The organism is Roseovarius sp. 10, assembly GCF_033100315.1.
Lineage (GTDB): Bacteria > Pseudomonadota > Alphaproteobacteria > Rhodobacterales > Rhodobacteraceae > M30B80.
The window spans coordinates 511,993-531,874 of record NZ_JAWLVH010000002.1 but is presented as its reverse complement, the minus strand read 5'-3'; the positions used below and the strand labels follow the sequence as shown (position 1 = coordinate 531,874).

The 19,882-nt window shown below is 55.7% G+C and carries 17 protein-coding genes; 14 read left to right on the top strand and 3 right to left on the bottom strand.

Going from position 1 to position 19,882, the window contains the following annotated elements; all coding sequences use genetic code 11:
- Positions 1-40: 40 nt before the first annotated feature.
- The gene (locus RYZ18_RS09790; RefSeq protein ID WP_317656534.1) at positions 41-895 is read right to left on the bottom strand and encodes a prephenate dehydratase; all 855 of its coding nucleotides are present in this window, start codon (positions 893-895) and stop codon (positions 41-43) included.
- Positions 896-999: 104 nt separating this feature from the next.
- On the opposite strand from RYZ18_RS09790, the gene RYZ18_RS09785 reads away from it, so the two are divergent.
- The 5 genes from RYZ18_RS09785 to RYZ18_RS09765 all read left to right on the top strand — a co-directional run bounded on the left by RYZ18_RS09785 (position 1,000) and on the right by RYZ18_RS09765 (position 7,437).
- Positions 1,000-1,527: a c-type cytochrome gene (locus tag RYZ18_RS09785; protein ID WP_317656533.1), complete on the top strand. Its 528-nt coding sequence runs from the start codon at positions 1,000-1,002 to the stop codon at positions 1,525-1,527.
- Between the two features lie 145 nt (positions 1,528-1,672).
- Positions 1,673-3,580 (top strand): extracellular solute-binding protein, encoded by a 1,908-nt coding sequence (locus RYZ18_RS09780; protein WP_411567105.1) that lies wholly within the window; start codon positions 1,673-1,675, stop codon positions 3,578-3,580.
- Positions 3,581-3,585: 5 nt separating this feature from the next.
- Positions 3,586-4,740 carry a microcin C ABC transporter permease YejB gene (locus tag RYZ18_RS09775; RefSeq protein WP_317656530.1) on the top strand — a complete coding sequence of 385 codons (1,155 nt, stop codon included), beginning with the start codon at positions 3,586-3,588 and terminating at the stop codon, positions 4,738-4,740.
- A 7-nt stretch (positions 4,741-4,747) separates the two neighbouring features.
- Positions 4,748-5,857 (top strand): ABC transporter permease, encoded by a 1,110-nt coding sequence (locus RYZ18_RS09770; protein WP_317656703.1) that lies wholly within the window; start codon positions 4,748-4,750, stop codon positions 5,855-5,857.
- On the top strand, positions 5,854-7,437 hold the full coding sequence (locus tag RYZ18_RS09765; protein ID WP_317656529.1) for an ABC transporter ATP-binding protein: 1,584 nt from the start codon (positions 5,854-5,856) through the stop codon (positions 7,435-7,437). Before RYZ18_RS09770 ends, RYZ18_RS09765 begins: the two co-directional genes overlap by 4 nt.
- On the opposite strand, the gene hemN is transcribed toward RYZ18_RS09765, so the two are convergent.
- Positions 7,434-8,789: an oxygen-independent coproporphyrinogen III oxidase gene (gene hemN, locus RYZ18_RS09760; RefSeq protein WP_317656528.1), complete on the bottom strand. Its 1,356-nt coding sequence runs from the start codon at positions 8,787-8,789 to the stop codon at positions 7,434-7,436. The two genes, RYZ18_RS09765 and hemN, sit on opposite strands and share 4 nt — an antisense overlap.
- 85 nt (positions 8,790-8,874) lie before the next feature.
- Between hemN and fnrL the strand changes: the two genes are divergently transcribed.
- Positions 8,875-9,624 carry a transcriptional regulator FnrL gene (gene fnrL / locus RYZ18_RS09755; RefSeq protein ID WP_317656527.1) on the top strand — a complete coding sequence of 250 codons (750 nt, stop codon included), beginning with the start codon at positions 8,875-8,877 and terminating at the stop codon, positions 9,622-9,624.
- 66 nt (positions 9,625-9,690) lie between these two features.
- Positions 9,691-10,908, top strand: a complete 1,218-nt coding sequence (locus tag RYZ18_RS09750; RefSeq protein ID WP_317656526.1) for a flavin monoamine oxidase family protein — start codon at positions 9,691-9,693, stop codon at positions 10,906-10,908.
- Between the two features lie 2 nt (positions 10,909-10,910).
- Here RYZ18_RS09750 and RYZ18_RS09745 read toward each other — a convergent pair whose 3' ends face one another.
- Entirely contained in the window at positions 10,911-11,765 is an 855-nt protein-coding gene (locus tag RYZ18_RS09745; protein ID WP_317656525.1) for a universal stress protein, read from the bottom strand.
- 205 nt (positions 11,766-11,970) lie between these two features.
- On the opposite strand from RYZ18_RS09745, the gene ccoN reads away from it, so the two are divergent.
- The 7 genes from ccoN to RYZ18_RS09710 all read left to right on the top strand — a co-directional run bounded on the left by ccoN (position 11,971) and on the right by RYZ18_RS09710 (position 19,875).
- Entirely contained in the window at positions 11,971-13,572 is a 1,602-nt protein-coding gene (gene ccoN, locus RYZ18_RS09740) for a cytochrome-c oxidase, cbb3-type subunit I (RefSeq protein WP_317656524.1), read from the top strand.
- 14 nt (positions 13,573-13,586) lie between these two features.
- Entirely contained in the window at positions 13,587-14,306 is a 720-nt protein-coding gene (gene ccoO / locus RYZ18_RS09735) for a cytochrome-c oxidase, cbb3-type subunit II (RefSeq protein WP_317656523.1), read from the top strand.
- Between the two features lie 15 nt (positions 14,307-14,321).
- Positions 14,322-14,525 carry a cbb3-type cytochrome c oxidase subunit 3 gene (locus RYZ18_RS09730; protein ID WP_317656522.1) on the top strand — a complete coding sequence of 68 codons (204 nt, stop codon included), beginning with the start codon at positions 14,322-14,324 and terminating at the stop codon, positions 14,523-14,525.
- Positions 14,522-15,418 (top strand): cytochrome-c oxidase, cbb3-type subunit III, encoded by an 897-nt coding sequence (ccoP, locus tag RYZ18_RS09725; RefSeq protein ID WP_317656520.1) that lies wholly within the window; start codon positions 14,522-14,524, stop codon positions 15,416-15,418. Before RYZ18_RS09730 ends, ccoP begins: the two co-directional genes overlap by 4 nt.
- A 332-nt stretch (positions 15,419-15,750) precedes the next feature.
- Positions 15,751-17,181: a cytochrome c oxidase accessory protein CcoG gene (gene ccoG, locus RYZ18_RS09720; protein ID WP_317656519.1), complete on the top strand. Its 1,431-nt coding sequence runs from the start codon at positions 15,751-15,753 to the stop codon at positions 17,179-17,181.
- Positions 17,178-17,669: a FixH family protein gene (locus RYZ18_RS09715; RefSeq protein ID WP_317656518.1), complete on the top strand. Its 492-nt coding sequence runs from the start codon at positions 17,178-17,180 to the stop codon at positions 17,667-17,669. The genes ccoG and RYZ18_RS09715 overlap by 4 nt, the downstream gene beginning before the upstream one ends.
- Positions 17,670-17,676: 7 nt before the next feature.
- Positions 17,677-19,875, top strand: a complete 2,199-nt coding sequence (locus RYZ18_RS09710) for a heavy metal translocating P-type ATPase (RefSeq protein WP_317656516.1) — start codon at positions 17,677-17,679, stop codon at positions 19,873-19,875.
- Positions 19,876-19,882: the final 7 nt, after the last annotated feature.

The following is a 19,882-nucleotide window of genomic DNA, read 5'->3' as shown; positions in this document are numbered from 1 at the left end:
GCAAACCTTGCGCGAGGCGCGATGGCAATGCAAGGGCGGATTAGGCCCCGTAATCGCGGCTAGGATCAGCGGGATAGCTGCCTAAGATTCGCAACTCGCTGGTGAAATATTCCAACTCTTCCAAGGCCAATTGCACGGCGCGATCATCGGGGTGCCCTTCGATATCGGCATAAAATTGTGTCGCCGAAAAAGATCCCCCAACCATATAGCTTTCAAGCTTGGTCATGTTCACGCCATTGGTCGCAAAGCCGCCCATGGCCTTGTAAAGCGCCGCAGGGATGTTGCGCACGCGAAAAACGAAGGTGGTCATCATATGTTCCGCGCGTGGGCGTAGATCGGCCTTTGGCTCCATGATCAAGAATCGTGTGCGGTTGCTGTCTTGATCCTCGATATGACGGGCCAAAATATCGAGATCATAGATTTCAGCAGCAAGTTCCGAGGCAAGCGCGGCCTTGGCTTTGTCGTCCCATGCAGCAACATCGCGCGCGGCGCGGGCATTGTCGGTGGTTACACAGCCTTTAATGTTGTTTTCTTTTAAGAATTTCGAGCATTGCGGCAAAAGAACCAGATGCGACCACGCCTCTTTTACGTCAGAAATCTGGCTGCCTTTGACACCCAAAAGATTGATGTGAACGCGCACAAAGGCCTCGCCCACGATATAAAGGCCACTTTCAGGCAACAGACGATGAATATCGGCCACACGGCCATAAGTCGTGTTTTCTACGGGCACCATCGCGGCTTGAGCATCGCCTTGGCGCACCGCATCCATCGTTTCCTCAAAGCTTGCACAGGGCAGCACATCCCAATCGGGGCGTGCTTCGCGGCAGGCTTGGTGAGAATAGGCACCAAGCTCTCCTTGAAAGGCGATGCGGCGTGGGTTTGCGGTGGCAGTCATAATAAATCTTTCAGATGGGCGTTCTGTCGCGCTTCCTATACCTTGCCATCTTATGTTGGAAGAAGATAGATAGCCCTCAACTCGGGCTAGAGAACGGGAACGACATGTTTGATACAATGACCATCACGAAAGCAGGCGCATCGCTTTGCGCAGCCCTGCTTGCACTTCTCCTCGCTGGTTGGGCCAGTGACGGGCTATATTCCGTTGGCACTGCAAGCCATGGTGAAGAACACGTTAGCGGCTATCCGATTGAAGTGGCCGATGCCGGTAGCGCCGAACCTGCCGAAGAGGTGGTTGAGGTTGCCTTTGCCGATGTATACGCCGCCGCAGATGCGGGCGCGGGTGAAGGCCTGTGGCGCCAGTGTCAGGCCTGCCATTCGCTGGAGCAAGGCGCCAACGGTGTAGGCCCCTATCTTTATGGCGTTGTTGGCCGCGCAAAGCATTCGGTTGACGGGTTCAACTATTCGGATGGCCTCCGCGCCTTGGAAGGCGATTGGACACCAGAGAACCTCAATGGTTTCTTGGAAGCACCTCGCGAATATGCACCTGGCACTGCCATGGCCTATAACGGGATGCGCAAGGTCGAAGACCGTGCAAACCTGATTGCCTATCTCGCGACCATCGGCAACTAAGCTCGTCTCGAGAGATTGTATTTTTCAGAAGGCCGCCCTGTCAGGGGGCGGCTTTTTTCATTCACAGATTCGCGCGCAAACTTCATGGGGTCTGGTTCTTTGCTGTGTGATCGCTAAGTTATTGGGAAATGACAAATCGCCCTGCATGGGCGCACGCAGAGATAAGGGTCGGGAGGTTGCGATGCACGAGAGACGGATGGTGCCGAAATCCTTGGCAACGGGCCTGATGGGGGCCGTGATAATTGGCATGGGTGTCACGCAGGCATTGGCGCAAGACTTGATCGAAACCCACGCCATATCCACCTTCGGAACACCAAAATACGCGGCGGATTTTGAGCATCTCGACTATGTGAACCCAGATGCGCCACAGGGTGGGGAGATGTCCTTTTCGTGGCCCTCAGGCACGTTTGACTCGCTGCACCCTTACACGCGCGTGGGTAATTCGGCGGTTTTGTCCTCGATTTTCTTTGAATCCATGTTGACAGGCACGGCGGATGAAATCGGCGCCTCTTATTGTCTTTTATGCGCAACCATGCGGTTTCCTGAGAGCCGTGACTATGTGATTTTCACCCTAAGGCCAGAGGTGCAATTCTCAGATGGCACGCCTGTCACCGCGGATGATGTGCTGTTCTCTTACGAAATTCTGCGCGATGAGGGTTTGCCATCCTTCCGTGCATCTCTGCCCATGACCATTGAAAGTGCGGAGGTTTTGGGCCCGCGCGAGATCAAATTCACCTTCAATCCCGAAAGCCCGCTGCGGGGGCGGATTGAGGCGGCGGGTGGCTTGCCCGTTTTCAGCCGTGCGAGCCATGAGGCATCAGGTTTGGCCTTTGAAGACAGCCGCCTCACGCCCCTCATCGGCTCTGGCCCTTATGTTTTGGGCGAAGCGAATCCGGGTCAACGTGTGGTCTATGTTCGCAATCGGGACTATTGGGGAAATGATCTGCCCATCAATCGCGGGCGGAACAATTTCGATAGCATCCGAATTGAATATTATGGCGATGCGATTGCCGCCTTTGAGGGGTTCAAGGCGGGCAATTACCTGTTCCGTCAAGAATCCAGCAGCCAAACTTGGGCCACAGGCTATGATTTCCCGCGTCTGAATGATGGGATCATTATTCGCGAAGAATTGCATGATGGGTCTATCACTTCGGGTCAAAGTTTTGCGATGAATTTGCGGCGTGAAAAATTCGCTGACCCGCGTGTGCGCGAAGCGATTGCGTTGATGTTCAATTTTGAATGGACAAACCAGACTTTGTTCTATGGGCTTTACGCGCCGAATACGAGTTTTTGGGAAAACACCTATTTGGCCGCGCATGGCCTGCCATCTGAGGCTGAGTTGGCGCTGCTGGATCCATTGCGGGATCAACTGCCTGCACGGGTCTTTACCGAAGATGCCTTTGCCACCCCGCCCTCTGACCCTGATCGCAGTCTCGACCGCCGCGCCGCGCGCCGTGCCTCTGCCTTGCTTGAGGAGGCGGGATGGGTCGTTGGTGATGACGGGATGCTGCGTGACGCGAATGGCGCGACATTGGATGTGGAATTCCTGAATGCCAGTCCGTTGTTTGATCGGATCATCAACCCCTATGTCGAAAACCTACAGGCGATTGGGGTGAACGCCATTTTGACCCGCGTTGACCCTGCGCAATTGCAGCAGCGGCAACGAGATGCGGATTTTGACATTATCACGGATCACTTCCCCATGGGCTTTGAGCCGGGATCAGGGTTGCGCCAATATTTTGGGTCGCTTGGGGCGGATGAGTCACTCTTTAACGTCATGGGTTTGGCTGATGAGGGTGTCGATGCCTTGATCGAAAAAGTGGTCGATGCTGAAACGCAGGAGGAGTTGACCCCCGCCGTGCAGGCGCTTGACCGTTTGCTGCGTGCCCATGTTTTCCGCGTGCCGCAATGGTATAACCCCAACCATTGGGTCGCCTATTATGACATCTATCGCTATCCCGACACGCTGCCGCCCTATGATCTTGGCTTCCTCGATTTCTGGTGGGTTGATCCCGCGGCTGAAGCCGCGCTCAAAGAACAGGGCGTGTTGTAAACTTTATGGCAAGCTATATCCTCAGACGTCTTTTGCTGATGATCCCGACATTATTGGGGATCATGGTGATCAATTTCGCCCTTGTGCAATTCGTGCCAGGCGGGCCGATTGAGCAGGTGATCGCACAGCTTGAGGGGGAAGGGGATGTATTCGCAGGCATTTCTGGCGGCGGCGGTGACGCAGGCGCGCAGATGGAGCAGGTCGGCAGCGATTACCAAGGCGCGCGCGGCTTGCCGCCGCAATTTTTGGATCAGCTGAAGCTAGAATTTAACTTCGCGCGCCTTGTTTGCGAAGATGGGTTTACGGGCACCCCTTCGTTGCGTGCGCCAGAATGTGTGGCCGAAGACATCCCCGCGATGGAGAGGTTTTTCCTTATGATGGGGGATTATCTGCGCTTTGATTTTGGCGACAGTTATTTCCGCTCAATCTCTGTGGTGGATTTGGTGATCGAGAAATTGCCTGTCTCCATCACCTTGGGGCTGTGGTCGACCCTCATTGCCTATTTGGTCTCGATCCCCCTTGGCATCCGTAAGGCGGTGCGCGATGGCAGCCGCTTTGATACTTGGACAAGCGGGTTGATCATCGTGGCCTATGCGATCCCTGGGTTTCTGTTTGCGATTTTGCTGTTGGTTTTGTTGGCGGGGGGCAGTTATTTTCAGATTTTCCCGCTGCGTGGTCTGACTTCGGACAATTGGGAAGATCTGAGCCTCTTGGGTAAGATCGGGGATTATTTTTGGCACATCACCCTACCTGTGCTCGCCTCGACCATTGCAGCTTTTGCCACGCTAACGCTTTTGACAAAGAACAGCTTTTTGGATGAAATCAAAAAGCAATATGTCATGACAGCCAAGGCAAAAGGGCTGTCGGAGGGGCGGGTGCTTTATGGGCATGTGTTCCGCAATGCCATGCTGATTGTCATCGCGGGCTTTCCCGCGGTTTTTGTGTCGGTGTTTTTTGGTGGCTCACTGATCATCGAGACTATTTTTTCCCTCGATGGTTTGGGGCGTTTGGGCTTTGAGGCGGCTGTGAGCCGTGATTACCCCGTTATTTTCGGAACGCTTTTTGTGTTTGGGCTGATTGGTCTGGTCGTGGGGATCTTGTCGGATCTGATGTATGTTTGGATCGACCCGCGCATTGATTTTGAAACGCGGGAGGTGTGAGCGCATGATCACGCTCTCCCCTCTTAACCAGCGCCGTTGGCGCAATTTCAAGGCCAACCGCCGCGCGCTTTGGTCATTGATGATCTTTCTTGTGCTTTACGGGATTAGCCTATTCGCTGAAATCATTGCCAATGATAAACCGATTTTGGTGCAATATCAGGGCGGCTATTACACGCCTATTTTTAACTTTTACCCTGAGACAGAGTTTGGCGGCGATTTCCGCACCGAGGCGGTTTATCGTGATATTGAAGTGCAATGTCTGATTATCTCGGGCGGGTTAGACGCCTGTTGGGATGATCCAGAAGGCGTGATTGAAACCGTTCAAACCACAAGGCGGTTTGATGGCGTAGAGGTTGCAAAGGGCTGGCTCCTCTGGCCGCCCATTCCCTATAGCTACAATACCGTCAACGATATCGGGCGCGCGGCCCCATCGCCGCCTGATGGGAACCATTGGCTTGGCACGGATGACACCGCACGGGATGTTTTGGCGCGTGTGATCTACGGGTTCCGTCTTTCGGTGACATTCGCGCTGATCGTCACCGCGCTGGCCTCGGTGATCGGAATCGCGGCGGGGGCGGTGCAGGGCTATTTTGGCGGCGTGATTGATCTTATTTTCCAGCGTGTGATCGAAATTTGGGGCGCGACCCCAAGCCTTTATATCATCATCATCGTTGCCGCGATTTTCACCATGGATTTCTGGCTCTTGGTGTTTTTGATGGTCTTATTCGGTTGGACATCCCTAGTCGGGGTTGTCAGGGCCGAGTTTTTGCGCGCCCGCAATTTCGAATATGTGCGCGCGGCCCGTGCGCTTGGCGTCTCGGATCGTGTGATCATGTTCCGCCATGTGTTGCCAAATGCGATGGTGGCCACGCTGACCATGCTGCCCTTTATCGTCACGGGCACGATTGGTTCACTGGCTGCGCTAGATTTCTTGGGTTTTGGCTTGCCCTCATCCGCCCCGTCTTTGGGCGAGATGACCTTGCAGGCCAAAAACAACCTGCAAGCACCATGGCTGGCCTTCACGGCGTTTTTTGCCTTTGCGATCATGCTGTCGCTGTTGGTGTTCATTTTCGAAGGGGTGCGCGATGCGTTCGACCCCAGAAAGACGTTCCAATGAGCCTGCTGTCGGTCGAAAATCTACGCATCACCTTTCAGCAAGATGGGCGGCGGATCGAGGCGGTGCGCGGTGTGTCTTTTCACATCGAGGCAGGGGAAACTGTTGCATTGGTGGGCGAGTCTGGATCAGGCAAATCTTTGACCGCGCTTTCTACTGTATCGCTTTTGCCTGATGCGGCCGAAGTATCGGGCGAGGTGCGCTATCGCGGCGAAGGCCTGATCGGCGCGCCTGAGGCGCGGCTGCGCGCGGTTCGGGGCAATGACATAAGCTTTATCTTTCAAGAGCCGATGACATCGCTGAACCCCCTTCATACCATTGAAAAGCAACTGGGCGAGGCGCTGAGCCTGCATCAGGGCCTGAGCGGTGCAGAGGCGCGGGCGCGCAGTGTCGCGCTTTTGGAAAAGGTTGGTATCCCTGATCCTGCGGCGCGGATCGGGGCCTATCCGCATCAATTGTCAGGCGGACAACGGCAGCGCGTGATGATTGCAATGGCCTTGGCCAACGGGCCTGATCTTTTGATCGCAGATGAGCCCACCACTGCGCTTGATGTCACCATTCAGGCGCAAATCCTTGATCTTTTGGCCGAATTGAAAAAATCCGAAGGGATGAGCCTTTTGTTCATCACGCATGATCTCGGCGTTGTGCGCAAAATCGCGGATCGGGTTTGCGTGATGCAAGCGGGCGAAATTGTTGAGCAGGGCAAAACAGCGGATGTTTTTGGGGCGCCTCAGCATCCTTATACCCAAAAGCTTTTGGCGGCTGAGGCCACGGGCGCGCCTGCCCCTGTGGCGAAAGATGCGCCTGAAGTGATCGCATGTGACGCCTTGCGTGTTTGGTTTCCAATCACTGCGGGGCTGCTGCGCCGCAAAGTGGGGGATGTGAAGGCGGTCAACGCCGCCACTCTCTCAATCCGCGCGGGGGAGACAATTGGCATCGTGGGCGAGTCGGGGTCAGGTAAAACCACGCTTGCGCTTGCGCTGATGCGCTTGATCTCGTCACAAGGGCCGATCCGTCTAGAGGGGCAAGACATTCAAGGTTTGAAAAGCGCGGCAATGAAACCCTTGCGCCGCGATATGCAGATTGTGTTCCAAGACCCTTATGGCTCGCTTAGCCCGCGCATGACGATTGAACAAATCATTGCCGAGGGGTTGAGCATTCATCACCCTGAAAGCAAATCCGCGCGACAAGAGCGCGTGGCTGAGATGTTGCGAGAGGTGGGGCTTGATCCAGCCATGATGCATCGTTACCCGCATGAATTTTCGGGCGGTCAAAGACAGCGCATCGCAATTGCGCGTGCGATGGTGCTTAATCCAAAGCTTGTCGTTCTAGACGAACCAACATCGGCACTTGATATGACCGTGCAAGTTCAAATCGTGGAATTGTTGCGCGATCTGCAAGCAAAAAAGGGGCTGGCCTATTTGTTCATCAGCCATGATCTGCGTGTTGTGCGCGCCTTAGCGCATCGGATTTTGGTGATGAAATCAGGCGATGTGGTCGAGATGGGTGAGGCGGCGCAGGTCTTTGATGCACCCGCCCACCCTTATACGCAATCGCTGCTGCAGGCTGTTCTGAGCCATTAGATGGCTGAAGAATGTCCTTCGCTGCGCATTTCATAAGCATCAAAAGCGCGCGCGATCATGCGGGTCAGGGGGCGCCCCTCTGGATGAATAAAGAAACCAGATTGCGTGACTGACACCATATTGGGAAACTGTCGCGCTGTGCTTTGAAGCAGGGCCTCAAGACTTGCGGGCGCGATTTCAAAATTCCCCAAAATTTCGGCGCGGTCGATTTGGAAATCGCACATGATGGCTTCGATCAGTCGGGATCTGAGCCGATCTTCTCCTTTGAAGACATGACCACGCCCTGTGGCCAATGCGCCTGCACGGACGGCTTTTTGATATTCGGCGGTGCTTGAGGCGTTTTGCGCATAGCCTTGTGGAAAGCGCGAAATAGCCGAAGCGCCTAACCCAATCAGCGTATCGCAGGTGTCATCTGTGTAACCCTGGAAATTGCGCCGCAGACGACCTTCACGCGCGGCACGGCCCAAGCTGTCATCGGGTCGGGCGAAATGGTCGATCCCGATTTCCTGATATCCATCCCACATAAACAATTCACGCGCGACATCGAACAAGGCAAGCCGTTCTTCGGGTGTCGGTAAAGCATCGGTTGGGATCATGGATTGACGCTTGGACATCCATGGCACATGGGCATAGCCATAAAGCGCCACGCGGTCAGGGCTTAGCGAGAGCAGCATTTGAACAGTTTCTGCGATGCGCTTTGCATCCTGATGAGGCAGGCCGAATAGAATATCTGCATTCAGCGAAGTAATCCCACGCGCGCGGATGGCATCCACCGCTGCCTTTGTCACATCATATGTTTGCAGGCGGCCAATTGTGTTTTGAATTTCGGAATGAAAATCTTGTACCCCGATTGAAGCGCGATTCATTCCTGCAGCCACCAATGCATCAAGGCGCGCGTCATCTATTTCGTTTGGATCAATCTCAACCGAGAATTCATAGTTCTCATCAAGAGGAAGCACAGTTTGCAAATGGCTTGCGAGATCTGTCATCTGTGCAGGGCTCAGCAAGGTAGGCGTGCCGCCGCCCCAATGCAATCGCGCCAGTTTCACCCCCTTTGGGAGGAGTGCAGAGAGATTGGTGATTTCTTGTTTTAGGCTTTCCAGATAGGCAATGATCGGCTCGTCCGAGCGCACCCCTTGTGTGCGGCAGGCACAGAACCAACACAGGCGTCTGCAAAATGGCACATGGATATAGGCCGAAATGCGCGCACCTTCGGGCAACCCTTGGATCCATGATGCGAATCTTTCCGAAGTCACGTCATTCGAAAATTTCGTGGCGGGCGGGTAACTGGTATAGCGCGGCACTTTGGCGTCGAACAAACCCAGTTTGCGGAGTTGCGTGTTATTGTCCATCAGACTACCATAAGGCGAACCGACCAAACTGGGATTGACCTAGATCAACCCAAACTGACTTGAGCTAAACTGACGGATGGCATCCATGCCAAACAGACCGCTGACCCTCCCAAAACAGGACTGCGCTGATTGTCCTATTCGCCACAAAGCGGTTTGTGCGCGATGCGAGCCTGATGAACTAACGCTTTTGGAAGAAATCAAGTATTATAAAGGCTTTACGGCAGGGCAGCCGATTGTTTGGGCAGGCGATCCGATGGAATTTGTGGCATCGGTTGTCTCGGGTGTTGCGTCAATGACCCAAACCATGGAGGACGGCCGCCGCCAAATGGTCGGTCTTTTGTTGCCTTCAGATTTCTTGGGTCGTCCGAATCGTGACACGGTGTCTTACGATGTGCATGCGGCAACTGATATTGTGCTGTGCTGTTTCCGCCGTAATCCGTTTCAACAATTGATTGCCACCACACCTCATGTCAGCCAACGCTTGTTGGAAATGACATTGGATGAGTTGGATGCCGCGCGGGAGTGGATGCTGCTCTTGGGCCGCAAGACCGCGCGCGAGAAAATCGCCTCTTTCCTGACAATCATTGCGCGGCGTGATGCTAGTCTTAAAAATGTGCCCTCTCTGGGCGGGCCGTTGAGCTTTGATTTACCACTCACGCGCGAGGCGATGGCGGATTATATGGGCTTAACCATCGAGACAGTCAGCCGCCAAATGACCGCCCTGCGCAAGGACGGTGTCATCGAATTGGACGGCAAGCGGCGCATCATCATCCCCGATTTCGAAGCCTTGTTGGATGAGACGGGCGATGATGATGATGGGGGCTTGCCATCCTAGGGCGTTGCGCGATTTAATCCATCCCACGCGCGCGCAGGCCAGCCGCGCAAGATTGGGGGGATCGCAATGCAAAGACGCAGGCGGCAGCTTGTTGTTGGGGCTGTGTCAGCATTGGCTGCGCCCGCATTACTTTTTGGAAAATCTTATGCCTCTACCCCGCGTGCCGTGCTGCGCACTGCGTGGTGGTCTGATCCTTTTGCGCGGGGGTCTTATTCGCATTTAGGTTTGCATGGCACTCGGGCAGACCGCGTGCAGTTGGCGCAACCTGTTGCTGAGCGGTTGGTGTTCGCGGGTGAGGCGACCGAACCTGATTACCCCTCAACAGTGCATGGGGCGATTTTATCGGGCAGGCGGGCTGCGGATCAAATCCGCGATTTGGGCGTGGATCATGTTGCCATCATCGGTGCAGGCGTTGCGGGATTGGCGGCGGCTGAACTTCTGTTGCGCGATGGCATTGCGGTGGATCTCTTTGAGGCGCGCGCGCGCATTGGCGGACGGGTGATAACGGATCGCAGTCTTGGCTTTGCCGCCGATCTTGGGGCGTCATGGATTCACGGCAGCCATGCCAATCCAGTCACGGAGATTGCGCACGCGCTTGGCCTGACCCTATTGCGCAGTGATTGGGAAGGGGTTGTGACCCGCAACAGGGAAGGCCGTATTGTGGATATGCCAGAATGGCTGCACTGGCACAGCATCGCCAATCTTGATTACGCCGATGATTATGACAACCTCTCCGATCTTGCGCTGGATGAGGGTGAAGAATTCGGTGGGCCTGATGTGATGATTTCAGGCGGCTATGATCAGAGCTTGGCAGGCTTTGAGACGGATGGGGCGCGGTTGCATCTCGCAAGCCCCATTGTGCAAATCAGATATGGCACGGGCGGCGTAGAGATCGTCACGGCAGCTGGATCAAACACAGGGACGCTGACTGCGCAGGCTGCGATTGTCACATTGCCATTGGGGGTGTTGCAATCAGGTGCGGTGCAGTTCGCCCCAAGCTTGCCGCCAGAGGTTCAAGCCTCCCTGTCACGTTTGCGGATGGGCAGTTTGGAAAAGGTCGTTTTGCACTATGATCACGCCTTTTGGGATCAGGGGGCGGAGGTTATTTTGGCCGCTGATGCTCGTGATGGTGCCTTTGCCGCTTTTGTAAATTTGCTTCCCCTTACGGGTCAAGCCGCCCTCATGGCGCTCAATGGGGGGGATTATGCCCGCAGTCTTGCAGGCCTATCCACAGAGGTTTTGGGCCAAAGGGCAAGCGCGGCCTTAGCCGCGCTATACCTCTGATTTCAATGCGCCATGAGAATGGGCAGCTTGGCTTCGGTCAAAAGGTCACGGGTGGCCCCGCCCCAAATCGCCTCGCGCAGGCGTGAATGGCTGTAGGCCCCCATCACAAGGAGATCTGCGTTCGTGTCTGTCAGATGCCGTGCGATTTCATCGCTCACGCGGCCCAATCGGCGCGGCACAAGGCTGATATTGGCATGCACCCCGTGGCGGCTCAGCCATGTTGCCAAATCTGCGCCAGGTTCAGCGGGGCTCATGTGACCCCGCTCGGGATCGATGACGAGGATATCCACCTCATCCGCTGCCTTTAACAACCCCAAAGCATGGCGCACCGCCGATAGCGCCTCGGCGCTGTTGTTCCACGCAATGACAATACGGCGGGCAGGGTTTGGAATATCCACCCCATTTGGCACAACCAAAACGGGTGCCGCCCCATCAAACAGGGCCGCTTCGGCAATCATAGGGGCCTCACTACCCATATTCGGCCCGTAAGGGAGGGGAAGGATCACCAAATCTGCAAAATGGGCATTCGCGGAAATAACGCTGCCTAGTCCCGCGGATTGGGTGATGGTTGCCTCAACCTCAAAAGAGATATCAGCCTTTTCAAGTAGGGCCTCGGCCCGCGATTTGATTTCGAGCGCGTCTTCGCGTGCGAGTTGCAAGGTTTCATCGCTCATGATCGCCGCGGTGGCCCCCGCCACAAAATACCCTGCCTGAGTTGCATCCACCCCAAGGCTGAGGGCGCGCAAATGCGCGCCAGTGGCGCGAGCGAAAGGCAAGATCGGGGCAAGGGTGCTGTCCACAGTTTCAGGCTGATCAAGAACGGTCATCACTGTGGGAAAACAGGTTTGGACGGACATGGCGCATCTCCTTTTGGGATGAATCGTTACGGGCCGAGCTTAGGCCGCGCAGAGCGCATCAGCCTTTGACTTGGGTCAAAAGAAAGCGCGGAAACGCTTGACATGGATCAAGGAGGGATCGCCCCGCATGGGCGATTTGAGGGGCAATAGGAAACAGCTTTACGGGTGATTGATTCACCTCAAGAGCGATACGAAGGGACGATCTATGCTTGATTATGCAAAGCTATTGATCCTTGGTCTGGTTGCGGTTTTGGCCGCGATTGCTGCGCAATATGCCCGCGATGAAGCCTATATGGTGCATGCCGTTTTGGTCATGCTGGTCGCATCGGGGGTGTTTTTGTGGCAATTGCGCCGCACTGGCGAGCCACAGCTTGCTCCAGCCTTGGACGAATATAATGACGGGCCAGTGCGCGCCGCTACCATCGCCACAGTATTCTGGGGCGTGGTCGGTTTTCTCGCTGGCACATATATCGCGTTTCAGCTTGCCTTTCCGCAGTTGAATTTCGATTGGGCTCAGCCCTTTGGTAACTTTGGCCGCTTGCGCCCCTTGCACACATCGGCGGTGATCTTCGCCTTTGGGGGTAACGCGCTTTTGGCCGCGTCATTTTACATTGTTCAACGCACCACGGCCGCACGGCTTTGGGGCGGCGGTCTGGCTTGGTTCGTGTTTTGGGGCTATCAGCTGTTCATCGTTCTGGCGGCGACAGGCTATCTGCTTGGCGCAACCCAAAGCCAAGAATATGCGGAACCTGAATGGTATGTTGACCTATGGTTGACCATCGTTTGGGTGGCGTTCTTGGCCGTGTATGTTGGCACGCTGATCAGCCGCCGTGAGCCGCATATTTACGTGGCCAACTGGTTCTTGCTGTCCTTTATCGTGACCGTGGCCATGTTGCATGTGGTCAATAACCTTGCGATCCCAGTGTCGATCTTTGGGTCGCGCTCGGTTCAGGTGTTCTCTGGCGTGCAAAACGCAATGACGCAATGGTGGTATGGCCACAATGCTGTGGGCTTCTTCCTGACGGCGGGCTTCTTGGGGATGATGTATTACTTCATTCCAAAACAGGCCGAGCGCCCTGTCTACTCGTATAAATTGTCGATCATCCACTTCTGGGCGCTGATCTTCCTTTATATCTGGGCAGGCCCTCACCATTTGCATTACACCGCGCTGCCTGACTGGGCGTCTACCCTTGGCATGGTGTTCTCAATCATTCTTTGGATGCCGTCTTGGGGCGGTATGATCAACGGCCTGATGACCTTGTCGGGTGCTTGGGACAAGCTGCGCACAGACCCTGTGTTGCGGATGATGGTCAGCTCGGTTGCCTTCTACGGAATGTCCACATTCGAAGGCCCAATGATGTCGATCCGCGCGGTGAACTCGCTGTCGCATTACACGGACTGGACGATTGGTCACGTGCATTCTGGTGCCTTGGGGTGGAACGGGATGATCACCTTCGGGATGCTCTACTATCTCGTGCCCAAACTGTGGAACCGTCAGGCCCTGTATTCCCTGCGGGCCGTGTCGTGGCACTATTGGTTGGCGACCATTGGGATCGTTCTCTACGCATCTTCGATGTGGGTCACGGGGATCATGGAAGGTCTGATGTGGCGTGAAGTTGATGCGCAAGGCTTCCTTGTGAACTCTTTCGCAGACACGGTTTCGGCCAAATTCCCAATGTATGTGGTGCGCGGCTTGGGTGGGGTCATGTATCTCACTGGGGCGATCATCATGGCCTACAACCTCTGGATGACCGTGCGCAAAGGCGCTGCTACGCAGCAAGCCCCTGCCATGGCACCAGCAGAATAAGGAGGGCGTGAGAAATGGCTCTTGAAGGTCACAAGAAAATTGAAACCAATGCCACGCTTCTGCTGACGCTCAGCTTTCTGGTCGTCACCATCGGCGGTATCGTGGAAATCGCCCCCTTGTTCTATCTTGAGAACACAATTGAAGAAGTGGATGGGATGCGTCCCTACTCACCGCTCGAATTGACGGGTCGCGAAATCTATGTGCGTGAAGGCTGCTATGTCTGTCACAGCCAGATGATCCGTCCAATGCGCGATGAGGTGGAGCGTTATGGTCACTACAGCCTTGCGGCTGAATCCATGTATGACCATCCGTTCCAGTGGGGCTCTAAGCGCACGGGGCCAGATTTGGCCCGTGTGGGCGGCCGTTATTCGGATGCTTGGCATGTGGATCACTTAACCGATCCGCAGTCGGTTGTGCCTGAATCCGTCATGCCCGCTTATGGGTTCCTATCTGATCGTGTCATCTCGCCTGAGCATGTTGTTGATCTGATGGAAACCCACCGCTTGGTCGGTGTGCCTTACACGGATGAGCAATTGGAAATGGCCGAGCTCGATTTCATCGAACAAGCTACGACCTATGGCGATGCGGGTGTTGTCGCCCGCTATCCAGGCGCGCAGCAGCGCGACTTTGATGGAAATCCCGCTGTGACCGAAATGGATGCTTTGGTCGCATATCTGCAAATGTTGGGCACATTGGTCGATTTCTCGACCTTTACGCCTGACGAAAGCCGTTAAGGGAGGGCTGATCTGATGCTTGATGACAGCTACACCCTGATGCGGGTTTTTGCAGGCTCTTGGGGCGCTGTGTTTATGTTTGTCTCTTTCGTGGCGGTGGTATTTTTCACCTTCCGCCCAGGAAGCCGCAAACTGCACGAAGACACGGCAAATATCCCCTTTCGCCATGATGACAAGCCCGCCGCACGCAGCCCTGCGACCAAGGAGGCACGGCAATGACCGACCATAAAAACGCATATCACGTTGACCCAACCTTGCAAGCGGGTGACCCTGAAACAACGGGCCATTCTTGGGATGGGATCAAGGAGTTCAACAACCCCCTGCCACGTTGGTGGTTGTGGACATTCTACGCCTGTATCGTTTGGGGCTTGGCCTATACTGTAGCCTATCCCGCATGGCCGCTGTTGAAAGAGGCAACGCCAGGTTTGCTTGGGTTCTCGACCCGCGCTAATGTGGTCGATGACATTGCGGAATTTGACGCGATGAATGCAGGTCTGCGTCAAGAGCTTGAGACAGTCGATCTTGCGGCCATCACCCCGCAGGCCACACCTGATCTTTATAATTACGCGATCCAAGGTGGCGCGGCGACCTTCCGCACATGGTGCGCGCAATGTCACGGATCGGGCGCAGCTGGCGTTCAGGCCGCAGGATACCCGAACCTGTTGGATGATGATTGGCTATGGGGTGGGAGTATTGACGATATCCACTACACTGTTACCCACGGCATCCGCAACGAGACAGACCCAGATGCGCGCTATTCAGCGATGACTGCTTTTGAAGGCATGCTCAGCGATGAAGAAATCGGTCAGGTCGTCAATCATGTTCTGGCAATCTCGAACCAAGAGCATGATGCGGGGCTTGCTGCCGCAGGACAGGAGGTGTTCCTCAATAACTGCGCTGCCTGCCACGGGGATCAAGGCCTAGGGGATCGTTTCATGGGCGCCCCCAATCTGACTGATGCAATCTGGCTCTATGGTGGCTCAGCCGAGAAGATCGAGGAGACTGTGCGCTATGCCCGATTTGGTGTGATGCCAAACTGGAATGAGCGCCTGTCCGAAGCCGAGATCCGTTCGGTTGCGCTTTATGTCCATTCGCTTGGGGGCGGTGAATAACCGCCGCCCTCGGGCACAAAGATCCACGTTTCCCTTGCGAAATGTGGTGCGGCGTCGGCCTCGGTCCTGTTCGCGCGTTTCCTACGAGGCCGACGTCTTCCTCCTCAAACCTCTCTCTGCACAATGTGGAGAGAGGTTTCTTAATGAAAACAAGAAAGCGCGAAACGCGCCCAAGTCAAGGATCGCAGCCCGATTTATCTGGCAGATGACAGCCACCGACCCTTGGGCCCATTGTTTGATTCAAGTCAAAGAAGCACCACCGTTTTGGCCCTAGTTTGGCCGCGCGAACAATGACCAGACCTATTATCGAATCATCCAAGGATGCGTCAGCTATGACCACCTCTTCAGAGCCGCCAAAGCTATATGCTGCGCGTGAGCCTGTCTTTCCCCGCCGTGTGAAAGGCAATTTCCGCAATTTGAAATGGGTGATTATGGCTATCACCTTGGCGATTTATTATGTCACGCCATGGATACGGTTTGATCGTGGCCCCTCCCTGCCCGATCAGGCGGTTTTGGTCGACTTGGCCAACCGCCGTTTTTTCTTCTTCTGGATCGAGATCTGGCCCCATGAATTTTATTTCGTGGCGGGCCTGTTGATTATGGCGGGATTGGGGTTGTTCCTCTTTACCTCCGCCCTTGGTCGGGTTTGGTGCGGCTATTCCTGCCCGCAAACGGTCTGGACGGATTTGTTCTTCACTGTCGAGCGGTGGATCGAGGGTGATCGCAACGCACGCGTGCGTTTGTGGAATGCCAAATGGGATGCGCGCAAAATCAGACTAAGGGTGTTTAAATGGGCGGTTTGGTTGGCGATTGCGGTCGCAACGGGGGGGGCTTGGGTGTTCTATTTTACCGATGCACCGACCTTGCTTGGCGATTTGCTGACAGGGCAGGCCCATATCGTTGCCTATACAACCATCGCCGTTTTGACCGCGACAACCTTTGTGTTTGGCGGTTTCATGCGTGAGCAGGTTTGCATCTACATGTGCCCGTGGCCCCGTATTCAGGCTGCGATGATGGACGAGCATACAATCACGGTCGCTTATCGCGATTGGCGCGGCGAGCCGCGTGGTAAGCATCGCAAGGCAGAAGGCGCAGATCAGTTGGGCGATTGCATCGACTGTAATGCCTGCGTGAATGTCTGCCCTGTAGGGATCGATATTCGCGATGGTCAGCAGTTGGAATGCATCACCTGCGCGCTGTGCATTGATGCCTGCGATGATATGATGGCCAAGGTCGGCAAAGAGCGCGGTTTGATTGACTACATGGCCTTGACCGATGAAGAGAACGAGCGCGCTGGAAATAAAAAAGTTTCTGTGTGGAAACACATCTTTCGTCCGCGCACGATTATTTACACGATCCTGTGGTCGGGCATCGGTATCGGTTTGACTGTGGCCCTGTTTATGCGGGGCGAGATCGACATGACGGTCGCGCCCGTGCGCAACCCGCTTTATGTCACGCTGTCTGACGGAACGATCCGCAACACCTATGATATCCGACTGCGCAACATGACCCATGAGGATGCCGTGTTCGCTGTGAGCGTAGTCTCAGAGGCGGGCTTGGAGATCAGCCTTGAAGGTGAAGATAACACCACCGTCACTGTGCCTGCCGATGAAACCCATTTGCAGCGCGTCTATGTTTACGCAGCCCCCAACAGCCAAGCTGCGCAAACCGAGCGCACGGATATTCGGTTTTGGATTGAAAACCTCGCCACCAATGAGCGCAGTTCGCAAGACAGCAGCTTTGCAGGGAGAGATATGGAATGAGCATACCGACAAGCAATAACCCCAGTAAAGGCCGCCTTACAGGTCGCAAGGTGTTGATGATTTTTGTGGGATTTTTCGGGGTCATGTTCGCCGTGAATATCTTTATGGCGTTTCAAGCCCTGTCCACTTTTCCTGGGCTGGAGGTTAGCTCCTCCTACGCCGACAGTCAGGATTTCAACATACGCCGCGATGCCCAAGAGGCTTTGCACTGGCAAGCGGCGGTTGAAACGCGGGGGAGTGGGGCAGGGGCGACTGTGATCTTGCATTTGACCGATGCGTCAGGCGCGCCTGTAATGCCCGCGCAGATGGAGGCGCTCTTGACCCGCCCCACGAACCAAACCCAAGATCAGCTTTTGGCCCTGCAGCTCATTGATGGCGCATGGCAGGCACCCGCAGATTTGGATCAAGGGCGGTGGCGTTTGCGCCTGACAGGGCGCGCGGATGACGGCACGGATTACCGCCATAACCTGACCTTTTGGGTGAACTAAACAAATCATGGCAAGCACTGATTTCCATTACGAAGAACGGCCAAGACCTGCCGCCTGTCCCGCCTGCAGCGTGGCCCCTTTGGCCGAGCATTTGGCAGAATTGCCAAAAGATGCGGAAATCATGTTGTCCTTGCCCACAATCCATTGCGCGGCCTGTATTTCGGCAGTTGAGCGGGCGTTGAGCAAGATGCACGGCGTGACGGATGCACGGGTGAACCTCACCCTGCGCCGCGCGGCTGTGAAAACCGATGGCACAGTGTCGGTCGATGATTTGATCGCGCGTCTGGCGGCTGTTGGTTACGAGGCGCACGAGCTTGATGCAGGTCGCCTGAGCAGCACGGCCGCACAAAGGCAGGGTCGCGATTTGCTGATGCGGCTGGGTGTGGCCTTCTTCGCTATGATGAATGTCATGCTGCTTTCGGTTGCGGTTTGGTCGGGGGCTGAGGGCGTGACCCGTGACATGATGCATTGGATATCAGCCGCTATTGCCATTCCTGCGGTGATTTTTGCGGGTCGTCCGTTTTATGTTTCGGCATGGTCTGCGTTGCGGGTGGGCCGGCTTAATATGGATGTGCCAATCACCCTCGCCATTCTCTTGGCGCTTGTAACCTCGCTTTATGAGACAATGCATTCTGGGGCGCATGCGTATTTTGATGCGGCGGTGTCTTTGTGTTTTTTCCTCTTAGGCGGGCGGTATTTGGATTTCAAAACCCGCGCATCTGCGCGATCTGCGGCACAAGAGCTGTCCGCCCTTGAAGTGCCGCGCGCCTTGCGCGTGACGGCAACAGGCGAAGAGGTTGTCGCCGCTGCTGATCTGGCCATCGGTGATGTGATCCGCGTGCGTCCAGGGGGGCGGATCCCTGCGGATGGCGTGGTGACCCGCGGCACATCCGAACTTGATCGCGCGCTCATGACGGGGGAAAGCCTGCCTGCGGCCATTGGTGTTGGTGGGCAGGTCAGCGCGGGCGAGATCAATCTGACGGGCCCGCTAGACCTGCGGGTGACAGCGGCAGGTCGGGACAGTTCGCTTGCGCGTATCGCTGATCTGGTTGCAATGGCAGAAGCGGGGCGCAGCAATTACACCTCGCTTGCCGATCAGGCCGCCAAACTTTATGCGCCATTTGTGCATATCTTGTCCGCTTTAGCGGCTGTTGGGTGGTGGCTCTATACGCAAGACATTCGCGTCTCACTCAATATTGCCGCTGCGGTTTTGATCATCACCTGCCCGTGCGCGCTTGGTCTGGCGGTGCCTGCTGTGACAACCGCGGCCTCGGGTCGTTTGTTTCGGAAGGGCTTGCTGATCAAACATGCAACCGCGCTTGAGCGTCTGGCCGAAGTGGATTGCGTGGTCTTTGACAAAACAGGCACGCTTACCATGGGCGCGCCCGAGGCCATGGGGCTTGATGACTTAAGCGCCGCGCAAAAAGCCATCCTTGCAGCAATGGTCGCAGGGTCAGATCACCCGCTGTCACGCGCATTGGCGGAGGCATTGGCCGATTTGAAGGTGACTCCCGCCCCGCTTGACGATTTGCGCGAAAAGTCAGGGTTGGGGGTCGAAGGGCGCTATCAGGGTCAAATGATCCGATTGGGCCGTGCCGAATGGGTCGGCGCAGAGGCATTGGACGAAACGGCGACCTATTTGGCGATTGGCGATACGCCGCCCGTTGCCCTGCGGTTTCGCGATCACATTCGCGATGGGGCAGAGGCCACAATCGCCGCGCTTAAGGCCAAGGGCGTTCGGATTTTGATGCTGTCTGGCGATCAAGAAGGGGCGGTTGCAAGCTTCGCTGCGCGACTTGGCATTGAAGACTACCGCGCCAACGCCAAACCCGAAGAAAAAGCGGCAATGCTGAAAGACCTCGCGGATCAGGGCCATAAGGTGTTGATGGTGGGGGATGGATTAAATGACACAGTTGCTTTGGCCTCGGCCCATGTGTCGATCTCGCCTGCAACCGCCTTGGACGCGGCCCGTGCGGCCTCGGATATGGTGCTGCTTGGGCGCGATTTGGCGCCGTTGCCCGATGCAATGGAGACCGCGAAACGCGCGCGGGCGCGGATCAAAGAAAATTTCACATTGGCTACGGCCTATAACGTGATTGCCGTTCCGATTGCAGTGGCGGGTTTTGCGACCCCCTTGGTGGCGGCCTTGGCCATGTCGGCCTCCTCCATCACAGTGTCCTTGAACGCGTTGCGGCTTCGGGGGTAGGGTGGTT